At 41.1% G+C, this 12,739-nt stretch carries 8 protein-coding genes; 6 read left to right on the plus strand and 2 right to left on the minus strand.

Annotated elements, in window-relative coordinates; genetic code table 11:
• Window positions 1–47: 47 nt before the first annotated feature.
• Window positions 48–2,075 (minus strand): S-layer homology domain-containing protein, encoded by a 2,028-nt coding sequence (locus tag JOD21_RS02225; protein WP_204728037.1) that lies wholly within the window; start codon window positions 2,073–2,075, stop codon window positions 48–50.
• 333 nt (window positions 2,076–2,408) lie between these two features.
• Here JOD21_RS02225 and JOD21_RS02230 point away from each other — a divergent pair, with 333 nt between their 5' ends.
• From JOD21_RS02230 to JOD21_RS02245, 4 genes are all read left to right on the plus strand, one after another.
• Window positions 2,409–3,773 (plus strand): O-antigen ligase family protein, encoded by a 1,365-nt coding sequence (locus tag JOD21_RS02230; protein ID WP_204728038.1) that lies wholly within the window; start codon window positions 2,409–2,411, stop codon window positions 3,771–3,773.
• Window positions 3,774–3,977: 204 nt separating this feature from the next.
• The gene (locus tag JOD21_RS02235) at window positions 3,978–4,376 is read left to right on the plus strand and encodes a GtrA family protein (RefSeq protein WP_338032859.1); all 399 of its coding nucleotides are present in this window, start codon (window positions 3,978–3,980) and stop codon (window positions 4,374–4,376) included.
• Window positions 4,377–4,380: 4 nt separating this feature from the next.
• A complete protein-coding gene (locus tag JOD21_RS02240; RefSeq protein ID WP_204728039.1) occupies window positions 4,381–5,298 on the plus strand; it encodes a glycosyltransferase in 918 nt (305 codons plus the stop codon).
• Between the two features lie 16 nt (window positions 5,299–5,314).
• Window positions 5,315–6,859 (plus strand): glucosyltransferase domain-containing protein, encoded by a 1,545-nt coding sequence (locus JOD21_RS02245; RefSeq protein WP_204728040.1) that lies wholly within the window; start codon window positions 5,315–5,317, stop codon window positions 6,857–6,859.
• A gap of 56 nt (window positions 6,860–6,915) precedes the next feature.
• On the opposite strand, the gene JOD21_RS02250 is transcribed toward JOD21_RS02245, so the two are convergent.
• Complete coding sequence (locus JOD21_RS02250; protein ID WP_204728041.1) at window positions 6,916–8,262, minus strand: S-layer homology domain-containing protein; 1,347 nt, start codon at window positions 8,260–8,262, stop codon at window positions 6,916–6,918.
• A 109-nt stretch (window positions 8,263–8,371) separates the two neighbouring features.
• Here JOD21_RS02250 and JOD21_RS02255 point away from each other — a divergent pair, with 109 nt between their 5' ends.
• Window positions 8,372–9,475 carry an acyltransferase gene (locus JOD21_RS02255; protein ID WP_204728042.1) on the plus strand — a complete coding sequence of 368 codons (1,104 nt, stop codon included), beginning with the start codon at window positions 8,372–8,374 and terminating at the stop codon, window positions 9,473–9,475.
• Between the two features lie 403 nt (window positions 9,476–9,878).
• Complete coding sequence (locus tag JOD21_RS02260; protein ID WP_204728043.1) at window positions 9,879–12,722, plus strand: carboxypeptidase regulatory-like domain-containing protein; 2,844 nt, start codon at window positions 9,879–9,881, stop codon at window positions 12,720–12,722.
• Window positions 12,723–12,739: the final 17 nt, after the last annotated feature.

The following is a 12,739-nucleotide window of genomic DNA, read 5'->3' on the forward strand; positions in this document are numbered from 1 at the left end:
TGCACATCAAAAAAACACCCGCCTCCCAGGCGGGTGTTCACACATACTTATTTTACAATCGGCAATACTTTCACATAATGACCCGACACATAAGCTTCTTTATTTATACCTACATCCGATGTGATTTTTATCCACGGGATGTCAGATGCGCCTGATACTTCACCTTTGATGATGACCGGCATATCAGTTTTAGGATAAGTGAAAAGCTTTGTGCTGTCCGTCAGTTCAGGGGCTGTTCTGATGTTTAAGCCTTCAGTTGTCGTGATCCCGATCTGAACTGCATTTTTCAGGTCTTTTCCGCCCAATGCTTTATCGATACGATACATATGGCCAGCCGCTTTAGCACCCCAGTAAGGATCTGAAGCGTATTTTACGTTAAAGCCATATCCCTTATGACCAAATGCTGCCCCGTTTGCATGAGGGCCGGTTGGTGGAATATAGTTTTTATTCCAGAATTCATTTAAGAGCTCGTCCACATTGTCCTGTACTGTTTCGAAATGATCATTTGCAGGATTGTCATCGTAGACACGGAGTCCGAACAGGTTGTTATAAGTCTGAGCACGCTCGCTCATCCCGTAAGCTGATTCGTGCTGTGCAAGAGCCAGAATCATCAGCGCATTTACGCCATCTTCCTTTTCAACCTTTTTCAGATGTTCTCCAAGACCAACTAGCTTACTGCGTTTATAAGCATCTTTATAGACTGTGCTGTTTGGATTGCGTTCTTCTAATCTTTTTAATTCATCAATAATATATTGATCAATTTCTTCGGCTGTGTAATTTGTGGCACTTCTTGCCGGAAGGTGCTGGAAGTATTGATAGCCTTCCGCTACTTGTCTACCATTTGCATCAAAGAATGTAGCGCCATCCCAGCTGTAATAAGTCCGTCCCTGTTCAAGTCTGTCAGGTGCAGGGCCTACTACGTAACTTGCTGAAGACTCTCTGCTGTTCATATAAATGCGGTGCACAAGTTCACCTGAAGCATTTACCGAATAACTTGAACGGTCTTCAAGTACGCTGAACGGAATCAGCTTTACATTGCTATGTTTTACATAACCGATTTTGTTTCCAACCTGAACTTTCACCTTATCTTTATCCGCATCAAGGTAGCGAAGCTCAGTGTCATTGACTACATATGTCCATGCAGATGTCATTGATTCATTATATACGTTTGTTAATGAACTTGTAGGTGAAGGTACAGTTAACGCGATACCTGTGTTCATTTTAATAACGGTTTCACCAAAAGTCAGGTACTTGCCTGAACTTCCTTTATAAGCGCTGAGTGCTTCATTATATGTGGCATATTCTCTTTCCACAAACAACTCACCTGCTGAGGTGAATGAACCAATTCCGTATCGTGCTTCCGGTTTTGCCGGTTCTTCAGGCTCTTCCGGTTCCTCTGGCGTACCAGGCACTTCAGGATCTTCTTCATCAGGAACAGGCTCTGTTTCAGCCTTAATCGTGTTCAGTAATTCATAGATTACTTTAGCAGCCTGTCCACGCGTTGAAGCTTCTTTTGGCGCAAAGTACTGCTGGTTGTTAATCGTTTTACCATTGATAATTTTATAGTAAACGTTCACTGATACGTGCTCTAAATAATCCTTATTAATTAAATCATTATCCGCAAAACGAAGCGTTGCTCTTTCAGCATCAATCTGAAGATAATCAAGTGCGCGTTTCAGCATAACTGCCATGTGTTCGCGTGAGATCTGCTGGTATGGACGGAATGTGCCGTCCTGATAACCAGTAATAATTCCGGCTCCGGCAGCTCCCTGAATGCGGTTGATTGTCTCTTCATCAGACGGCATATCGCTGAAGTTTTGTGTAGTATCAGGCTCTAAGTTCAAAGACCTTGAGATCAGTGAAGCAAATTGTACGCGTGAGATTTTATTATACGCGCCAAATGATCCGTCATCGTAACCTTTCATGATATCCTGACTGATCAGCGCTCTGATCTGCTCCTCCATCGGATGACCGGTGATATCATCTTCTGCTTTTACCTGACCGGCTGATCCGATCAGTGGTACAATCAGTAGCAGTGAAAGAAATAACTTCACTGCAATATTGCTTTTTATCATTCTCCTGCACTCCCTTTATGTGTATCTTGATGCCATGACTTTTTACAAATTTACCTATCTTCTATCCTATCATACAGACAGCATTTTTCAGCTGTTTTTTACAAAAAAGAGGACTTTCTATACAGACGATTTACGAAAGAAAACAGATTCATTTTTTACAAGTGTTCACGAATTCTTTACACTGAGTGAACAGATTGTCTTGTATTTTCATTTATGTATTGATATCATCTGTCTTTATCCGCTATTATTAAGTGGATTGCTTAACTAAAGGAACAGATGAAAATCTGCGCGATATAAATCTCCATCATTATTGAAAAGGACAGGAATGAAACTATGCTCAAGTCGTTACAAACCAATGAAAAAATCATACTGCTTTTCTTCTATTTCATCGCACTTCAGCCAGTCATTGATGTGCTCACAACATTCAGTATCACACAGCTTCAGATCAGCGCGACAGTCGGTGTCCTGATCAGAGTGCTTTACATGGGTGTCAGCGCCCTCTTCCTATTAATCAATTGGAAAAATAGCAAAATCGCTAAATTTGCAGTGATTTATCTGCTAGCATGGGGTGTATTCCTGCTGATCAACCTTGGTGTCAGCTATATGGAGAAACCACTGTTCTATTTCGGTGAAGAAATCAAATACCTCGTGAAGCTCTCATACTTTAACGTTGTATTACTGAACTTTGTTTTCTTATTCAGATATTTCTCAAAACATCTGAATCTGGCAAAAGTATTTTTCCATAACATGATGATCGCTGCGATTTTTATCGGTATCGTCATGGTGGTCGCTATTTTAACAGGTACAAGTCTTGAAGCATACGAGTGGACGAAGACCGGATTTACAGGCTGGTTCTTTGCAGGAAATGAACTTGGTGCATCACTTGCCATGATTCTTCCGATCGTTCTATACTTTGCTATTTTGAAAACAGAAAAATTAAAAGACTTTGCTTACTGGATTCCATTTATTTTAGTCAGCTTCTCACTGATCATGATCGGTACAAAAGTCGGTTATGGCGCAGTCGCAATTACACTTGTGATGGGTCTGATCAGTGCAGTATTCGCGCTCATTGCTAAAGTCAGCCATTTTGGCAACCTGAAAGTCAGTGCTGCATTCACACTGGCACTATTAATTGTGCTTGGTGCAGTCACACCTTTTACACCAGTATTTATGAACACATACGCACATATTGATCTGCTTGAAGATCAGCGTGAGAAAGAAAAAGAGCAGGAGCCGCCTGAAGAAGGTCAGGTAGAAGAACCTGTTGAAGAAGAGGAAAGTAACCTGAACAGTCTGATCTTAAGTAACCGGGATCTTTTCCTGAACCAGTTTGGTGAATATTATGCAGAAGCACCTGTTACTCAGAAATTTTTTGGTATGGGATATGCCGGTAACTTTGAAGAAGTACCGAAAATGATTGAGATGGATTATTCCGATGTCTTCTATTCAGTTGGCATCATCGGGGCAATCCTCTACTTCCTGCCAATCCTTTATATTGGATTCTCAGCCGTCAAAAATGTACTGAAAGAATTCAAAGCAATCTTCTTCCCGCACTATGCACTTGTGATCTCAAGCATCGTGCTCGGACTCGGAATTGCACATTTTGCAGGCCACGTATTTACAGCGCCGGGTGTCAGCATCTACCTGGCAATCGTCGCCGCATATTTCTATCACCACTTGAAAACGCAGCATGCCTGAACATAACCCGGTGCCTTTGGTGCCGGGTTGTTTTTTGGGGACGGAGTTCATACTCTATTATGCAGGGACAGAGTTGGCACTTCGGGGACAGAGGTTGTAGAGTGTTAACTCCGTCCCCAATCCCTGTCCCTTCTGCAGGGGTTGGCGTAAGCAACACCTGCTGATACAATATATAGGATGATTTCATAGAAGTGAGGTTTGGATGTGGAACAGTTAATGGGAAGACTGATGCAAAATGAGACAGTAAAGTTTATTATGGTCGGTTTTTTTAATACATTTCATTATTATTTGTGGTATTTGCTTTTTACGGAAGTACTGACGATTCATTATATTGTGGGTCACTGGATGGCGTTTTTGATCAGTATGGTGGGGTCGTTTTATCTGAATACGTATTTTACGTACCGTACGAAGCCGAGCTGGCGGAAGTTTTTTCAGTTCCCGCTTACGTATGTCGTTAATATTTCGGTATCAACCGGAGCGCTTTATATATTAACTGAGTGGCTGCAGATCGATAACAAGATTGCACCGCTGCTTGCCTCTGGCGTCGCGATACCGTTTACCTTTGTGATTTCGAGAAAAATTTTGAAGACGGAAAAGGATTGATCCGGTGAAAACGTTAAGTATTGTTATTCCGTGTTATAACGAAGAGGAAACAGTTCAGAAGTTTTATGACGAGACAAAACAGTGGATGGAAAAGATCTCCGCTGACATTGAATATGTATTTGTAGATGACGGAAGCAGCGACCGTACGCTTCCTATGTTGAAAGAAATGGCTGAACAGGACGATGATGTTCATTATATTTCGTTCAGCAGAAATTTTGGAAAAGAAGCTGCGATTTTAGCAGGATTTCAGTATGCCAAAGGCGACGCAGTGGTTCTGATTGATGCTGATCTGCAGCACCCTCCTTCTCTGATTCCGATGATGTGGAAGCATTTTGAGGATGGGTATGATCAGGTTATTGCTAAGCGTAACCGTGCCGGTGAGAAGTTTACCCGGAAAAAGTTAACGAATTTGTATTATAAGCTTGTTAACAGACTCGTTGAAGTTGAGATTACAGACGGTGTGGGTGACTTCAGGCTTTTAAGCAGACAGGCACTTAATGCACTGCTTTCATTAACAGAATATAACCGTTTTTCAAAAGGACTGTTTTCGTGGATTGGTTTCCATGAAAAGATGATTGAGTATGAGAATCAGATCCGTGTGGAAGGATCGAGTAAATGGAGTTTTGCGAGTCTGCTGAATTATGGAATGGATGGCATCCTGTCGTTTAATAATAAGCCACTGCGTATTGCTATTTATAGCGGTATCGGCATCACAACGTTTGGATTCATTTATATCCTGATTACACTTGTGAATTATTTTATAAATGGTGTGGAAACGCCTGGTTATTTTACAACGATCTCTGCAATTATTCTGCTTGGTGGTATTCAACTGCTGTTTCTTGGTATTATCGGGGAATACATTGGGCGGATCTACTATGAGACTAAACGACGTCCCCAGTATTTAATTAAGGAAAAAAACTGATGGAGGAACAGATTGTATGCCAGAAGATTTATTTAAATGGGTAAAGTCTAAAATGAAAAGGGAATGGAAAACCTCCTTTATTGCTGCATTAATCATTGGTTTTCTGACTCATATGTTTGTGATGACGAACACACTGCCCAACCATGATGGGCTGATTAATGTCTATAATACTCAGGAAAAATATGTGTCGGGGAGATTTTTTCTCAGCCCTCTTGCAGGAATCAGTTCTTATTTTGATTTGCCATGGTTGAATGGTGCACTTTCTATGTTATATCTTGCATTGACAGCTTTATTTGTCACAATGCTGCTAGATATCAAAAAGACACTGTCTGTTATCCTTACAGCCGGTATGATTGTTACCTTTCCGACAGTGACTGCTACTTTATCATATATGTTCACTGCTGACGGTTATATGCTTGCAAACCTGCTTACGGTCATTTCACTTGTCATTGCAAAGAAATGGCGGTTTGGTTTTATTCCTGCATCACTTCTGTTTTACATCAGTGTAGGAACATATCAGGCAAACCTGACGATCTTACTCACATTCGCAGGAATTTATCTGATAAAAGAATTACTGAATCATAAAAGTACTGTCAAACATTTCTTTGAATACCTTCTTCGCTTCTCAGGCGTGGCGGTTCTTGGGATGGGGTTATATTTTATACATTTCAAAATCTATCAAGCTTTTTTTGCCGGACAGGTTACCAGTTATCAGGGGTTAGATGAAGTTGGATCAGGAGGGGTGGGCGTCACTTCTTCTCTACGGAAGATCTATGACAGCGGAATGGAGTTCTTTTTCAATGGGCTTGTGACAGGATCGACTCCGCAACTATATGAATATCTAAACATTGCCTTCTTTGTTATTTTAGCCTGCGGATTGCTTACCGGTATTTTGAGCAATAAAATCTATCGTCACCCGATGAAGCTGATTTTATTAGCGCTGAGCCTGTTTGCATTACCTTTCCTGGTATATCTGCTGTACTTTGTGTCTCCAGGTGTTACTTATCATATGTTAATGGTGATGGCCATTGCAGCAGTTTATATACTGCCAGTGGTGATATATGATCAGTTATCCATTACACATCGCCCTGCGGTGTTAGTCAGAGCATATTCATGGATATCTGTATTGTTAATTAGCGTCATCATTTTTAACTATGCAGTTATTGCAAATATCTCATACTTTAACATGGATTTGAGATATGAAAAATCTTATGCAACCATGAACCGGGTGCTTGATCGCATGGAACAGACGGAAAATTATGAGGATGTAAGTCAGCTTGCAGTCATAGGCGTACCGGATATCAGATCAAGAATGGGTATTAGAATCTGGGATACCATTCCTGAAATAACCGGGGCCATGAGTGATTCCTTCATCGGTTATCCTGTTCATGTTCAGTACATGCTGGGCACATACTTTGGAGAAAATTTCTATCTCCTCCGACATGATGCACTCGACGCATACACTGAGCTCCCTGAAGTCAAGAATATGCCAGTGTGGCCTGAAGAAGGCTCAATCACCGTGATTGATGAGACAATGATTATTAAATTCAGAGAAGAATAAGTTCACAAAAAGGCTGGGATTGCTCCCAGCCTTTTAATAATTTCAAAGGAAATTGTCTATTCATTTTGTAACTTTGCTGTACGATTCTCCAGGCTGTTCAGCGGACTTTCATAAAAGAAATAATAGTCCCCATTCGAAACTGCAGTCGTAATATACTGCTCTTGCGGTGAAAACACCAGCACACCATTACGGTCTAAATGGCGATAGTTTTCAAACGTATAATTCGTTGGCAGAATTGCATGTGTTGGATCAATTTTATTCAGTTCAGCATCGCGCAGCTGCACTTTGCGTGAAATCTGTACGATATCAAATGATTGGTCAATGCTCCAATACATCGATTCAGTTGCAGAACCAGCAAACAGCATAGACACTTCACCATTCCACAGTCTCAGCATAAGATTACCGTTTTCTTCTCCCTCTACAAATAATGTTGCATAATCGTCTCCTGTGACAAAGTCAGTATCGCCGATAATCGTACGCCCAATGCTAAGATCATTCAGCATCTCAAGGTAAGCGGTCCCGCCTTCTCCGCCTCCATCAATTGCTTCTTCAATACCGTACTTTTCAAAGAGTTCAGGTACTGCCGCGTTTAACGTATCATCACTCAGCTCAGTCGCAACAAACGTATCAATCTCTGTAAAACCGATATCACTCAGCTGATCATCAAGTTCTGCTGCGTCAAGTCCCGCATCAATTAACACCGTTGACTGGTCTGCAAATTCAATCACAGCGGCATCTCCTTCATCGTCACCAAGGAAATGTATACGCGTGTCTGACAGTGGTTCATATAAGTAGTCAGATGTACGTTTTAAAAACAGCGCAAAATGCTGGCGTGACGTTTCCTCGTAAGGACCAAAGCTGCCATCAGCATAACCTGTTGTAATGCCCGCTGCTGCCACACGGCTTATGTAGTCCTGTGTCTCTTCAGGCAGTGACGTCGTATCTGTAAAGGTAATCATGTCATCCCCTGAGATCAGGTTGTACGTTCTTACAAGCACTTTTGCCATCTGACTTCTCGACAGAGTGCCTGCAGAGTCAAAATACAGTTCTCCATTCTGATCCGTCTTCCCCCCGATAATATTAAGGGCATAAGCAAACTTTACTTCCTCATATCCATACATACCAGGCTTCAGATCAGTGAATCCAGGGTCCTCCCCTTCAAAACCATTAATCTCCTCTTCTGTAAAACCGATATCACGCAGCAGCATCTGAACGGCATTCAGCCGGTTTACCGGTGCCTCAGGCTTAAACGTGCCATCCGGATAACCGTTGATCACACCTTTTTCAACGAGCCAATCGATCTCTTCTTCATACATTGTGACATCTGAAAATGATGCAGCTTGTCCGGACAGTGACGGCATAATCAGCAAAAGTAATAGCAGAGTTGTTAAAAGCTTTTTCATAAGTTCCCCTTTCTTATCATTATGACTACAAGTTTATCACAAACAGTGACAAAACCTCATTCCGAGTGGTACGCTTAGTCAGTAAAAAAGTATTTACAGAGGAGATATTATGCGTAAGGAAAGAATTGAATCACTCAAATTTATGAGGGTAGTTGCCATGAACCTGGTTGTGCTGATTCATGTTACAGCACCTGCGATGGTCAATGTGCCCCCTGATCATTTTTTATATGACATTTATTTAATGCTAAATCGTTTCACAAGGTTTGAAGGCGCAGTATTCGTATTTTTAAGCGGACTTGTACTCTTTTATAATTATGAAGATAAGCCATACACGCTCAAAACCTGGCTGACATTTTACAGACGGAGGTTCATGTTTATTCTTGGTCCTTACCTTGTCTGGTCCATCTTTTATGAACTCTTTTCCTATTATATGGGGTACCGTCAATACGAAGGGCTCCGTGCAATCTGGGATAACCTGCTAGTCGGCGGCTCTTATTATCAACTTTACTTTATAATGATTCTCGTACAGCTGTTTTTCTTCACACCGTTTTTCATTTATCTGATTAAAAAGTTTAAGTTCTTAAACCGTTATTTCTTTATCATCGGTTTTGTACTCGAATTCCTCTATACAATGTGGAACAGTGAAACCGGTGCGATTACCTTCCCGTTTTTCATGGTTTATCTAGGAAGCTTCTTCTTTGGCGGCTGGGTTGGTGTTCATTATCAGAAGGTGAAACATCTGTGGAATAAGAAAGCGGCCTTTGGATTCGCTGCGATGACGATTGCATTCGGATTGCTCTATACGTATGCCTTCTATTACAGTTATACGATCGGTGATCCGATTATGTCTTACAGTATGCTGACGATTGTAAAACTATTGTTCTTTGCAGCATCATGCTACCTGTTATTTAAAATGGGTACCTGGATAGAACAGAGTGCTCCATCCCCAATCCTTGCAGTGATTGAGCGGCTCAGAATCTATTCATTTGGATTCTATCTTGTACATCCGTTCATTCTGGTGATCTGGTCAAACCTGCTTGTTGCAGAAACATTCCTGGAATTTAACATCTATATTGCACTGCGCTTCCCGCTCGTCATGCTGAGCACCTATCTCTTTATCAGAGTGTTCCATATCATGTTCCCTAAAGCATGGTTCCTGTTCGGAAACCTGCCGGCAATTAAAAAAGAATCACCTGAACCATCAAAAAGCTGAGACATTGTCTCGGCTTTTTTCTATTAAAGTTGGCAGTTTGTCGACCTAGAGGAAATGAACAGTCACTTATTACATAACTACTCACTTATGAGACTATAGTCATTATACAATTTCAATTGCTAAAGTTTGAATCAGTCCGGTCAGAAAAGTCAGTAAGTTTACAGGAAAAACAGGCAATCAAACTATCGAATCATTCATATACTTCCCTAGGTATTCCATTATGATCAAATAATCTGCCTTGTGTATGAGCGCAAAGAATGATTTTGGGGATTTCAGTAAGTTAATACTTTAATTTTATAACAAACACGTTACAATTATATGTATGTGATGCTAAAGGTGTATATACACCTAACTGAAAGCACACACTTTTATACTTAATCAACAATTAGGAGGACATTATACTATGTCAGTAAATCGTAAATTTTTAGCTGGAACAGTAACGACTGCACTTGTTGCATCTGCTGTTGCACCGGCTGCAGCTGCTGAAGAAGCACAATATAACGCTCAGGAAGAACTTTTCACAGATGTTCCTGAAACAAACTCACACTTTGAAAATATCTATAAAGCAGTAGACTACGGTCTATTAAGCGGTTATCCGGACGGCACTTTCAAGCCGCTAAACGCACTTACTCGTTCAAACGTTGTAAAAGCACTTGGTAAATTCGTGATCGCTTCTGAAGGTTATGACAACCTTGCAGACTACCTTGCAGACAACGACCTTTCAAGCGTTGAACCTTTCAACGACGTGACTGCTGATTCACGTGACTCAGAGCTTTATAACTTCTCACTAATCGTAAAAGAAGCAGGGATTTTCCAGGGAAGCAACAACAACCTGATGCCTTCAAACAATATCACTCGTCAACAGATGGCACAGGTAATCGTAAATGCTTTCAGCCTTGACGAAGTGGAAACCGATAACGAAGCTGTTGTTGAAGACCTTGACACAGCATTCTCAAGCTACCGTGATGACATCCAGATCCTTGCTAACCTTGGCGTTACAACAGTATCTAACTTCCGTCCACTTGACGAAACTTCACGTGGTCACCTGGCTTCATTCCTGACAACTGCTTATGAAGTCTCGACTGATGAAGATGGTGAAGAACTTGCTTCAGGGATTTCTGGATTTGTCTCACAAGATGATAACGCTCCCGCTGAAGGTGCAGTCGTTTCAATCGGCGATCAGGAAGCTGTAACTGACGAAAATGGTTTCTTCCAGCTTCTGAATGTACCTGCTGGTGATGCAGAAGTTTCTATCACTAAAGAAGGCTACAAAACAGTTAAAAAGGATGCAACGATTCTTGAAGACACTGTGACTGCTTTTGATGGTGATCTAGGTGATAAGATTGTTACTACTGCTATTTCTGTAACAGGTAATATCGTGAATGGAGATACTGGTGCTGATGTTGATAATGCGATTGTATCTATCCAGAAACTTGATGAAGAAGGTGAATGGACAGAACTTCTATCTCAGGAAGATGTAGATGGTTCTTACGAAGTTAAAAACGATAAGGACGTTCTTGAGCTTGGCGGAGAATACCGTCTGGTTGTTGAAGCTGATGGCTTCAAATCATACACTCAGGACATCACTTTAGATGATCAGAAAACTGTTAACACTCTTGCCGGTATTCAGCTTGATGAGATCGAAAAAATGGACCTAACAGTGAACGTAACGGACGCTGCCGGTGATGAAGTAACGACAGCAAACGTGAAGGTTTATGAAGAAGGAAATGATACTCCTGTACTTGAAAGAACTGATGAGTTTGATTTCAGCGACCTTCAACTTGAGAGCGGTTCTTATGAGCTTGTAATCGATGATGGAACTTCTGCAGTTTCATATACTGAACTAACAATTGAAGAAGGTACTGACCTTACAACTGATGTTCAGCTAGAAGAAGGTAATGAAGTAACTGCAAAATTCGGTTTGGAAGAAGTTGATGTTGACTTTGATTCTGAAGGTGCTATTCAAGTAGAATTACTTCGAGGCGGAACATCAGTTGTTACAGAGACGCTTACAGGTTCTGATGAAGATTCAATTACTGCTACATTTAGCCGTGTGGCACCAGCTGATTATTCACTTCGTATAAGTGGTGATTACGTTCAGACAAAAACTTTCCCATCATTTACTGTAGATGGAGATGAAACAGTTGAAGAACGTGTTATGACTGCTGGAGTTGTAATTGGAACTGTTTTAAATGATAACGAGGCAGTTGTCAATCTGCTTAATGAAGAAGGAGAAATTGTAGAAACTACTACTCCTAGTGATGAAGGTGTATACAAGTTCTCAGGTATTGCCTCTGGTGATTATACAGTAGAAGTTATCTCTGAGACTAGAAAGAATGCATCTGCTGAAGTAACAGTTAGTTCAAATACTTCTACTCCTCAGAACTTTGATTTAGGTGTTCTGCCTACTTCTGCAAGTGTATCAGGAGTCGTTCGGATTGAAGGAAGCTTGGCCGCTGTAAATTCAGGAACAATCGCGTATTATAATGAAGATGGTGAACTTGCAGCTTCAACAGAGATTACTGATGGTAAATACACAGTTACAGAGTTAGTTGCCGGCACTTATGAAGTAGTCGTTCGTGATGGTGAAAATGCTGAAAACCCAGACCAAACTGAAATTGATACGTTAACTGATTCAATTACAGTAGTAGCTGGCGATGAACTGACTAGCATTAATTATCTTGCTAAGCAAGGCGGCGACGCTGCACTTGAAATCACTGCAGTAGACAGTGAAGGTGAAGAAATCGATCTTACTGATGCTGTTGTAGAACTAACAGACGCTTATTATGCAAATGATGAAGACGATGAAACAACTGACCTTGGCGTATGGAACACTACTGCTGATGCATCAACAATTTCATTCGATAACCTTTCTGCAGGTACTTACGACTTCGATCTAACACTTGGTAGCTTTGTTGACTACGAAGGTACAGCAACAATCGCCTCAGGCGAAGCAGCTGAACTTGAAATCACGCTTGAAGAAACTGCTTCTCAGCGTGAAGTTGATTTCAAAGTACTGGATGAAAGCAATGTTGATAAAACATCAAGCGTTAAAGCAGTCATCTTTAACGAAGATGGAACAGTTAAAGAAGTACTTGCTGATGATGCAACTTCTGTTGACCTGATGGACGGCGATTACACAATCGCGTTCTACCTTGACGGTTATGCAGTATCAACACGTGACTTCACAGTTGACGGCGAAGATGTAACGATCCCGGTTGTTCAGCTTGTAGAAATCTCTAACTAATATTTGTTTAAAGAAGC

The organism is Jeotgalibacillus terrae (genome assembly GCF_016908195.1).
Classification (GTDB): Bacteria; Bacillota; Bacilli; order Bacillales; family Jeotgalibacillaceae; genus Jeotgalibacillus; species Jeotgalibacillus terrae.

Coding starts and splice junctions, on each gene's coding strand:
- JOD21_RS02225 (WP_204728037.1), bottom strand. CDS start 2,075: ATGATAAAAAGCAATATTGCAGTGAAGTTATTTCTTTCACTGCTACTG.
- JOD21_RS02230 (WP_204728038.1), top strand. CDS start 2,409: ATGCTCAAGTCGTTACAAACCAATGAAAAAATCATACTGCTTTTCTTC.
- JOD21_RS02245 (WP_204728040.1), top strand. CDS start 5,315: ATGCCAGAAGATTTATTTAAATGGGTAAAGTCTAAAATGAAAAGGGAA.
- JOD21_RS02250 (WP_204728041.1), bottom strand. CDS start 8,262: ATGAAAAAGCTTTTAACAACTCTGCTATTACTTTTGCTGATTATGCCG.
- JOD21_RS02255 (WP_204728042.1), top strand. CDS start 8,372: ATGCGTAAGGAAAGAATTGAATCACTCAAATTTATGAGGGTAGTTGCC.
- JOD21_RS02260 (WP_204728043.1), top strand. CDS start 9,879: ATGTCAGTAAATCGTAAATTTTTAGCTGGAACAGTAACGACTGCACTT.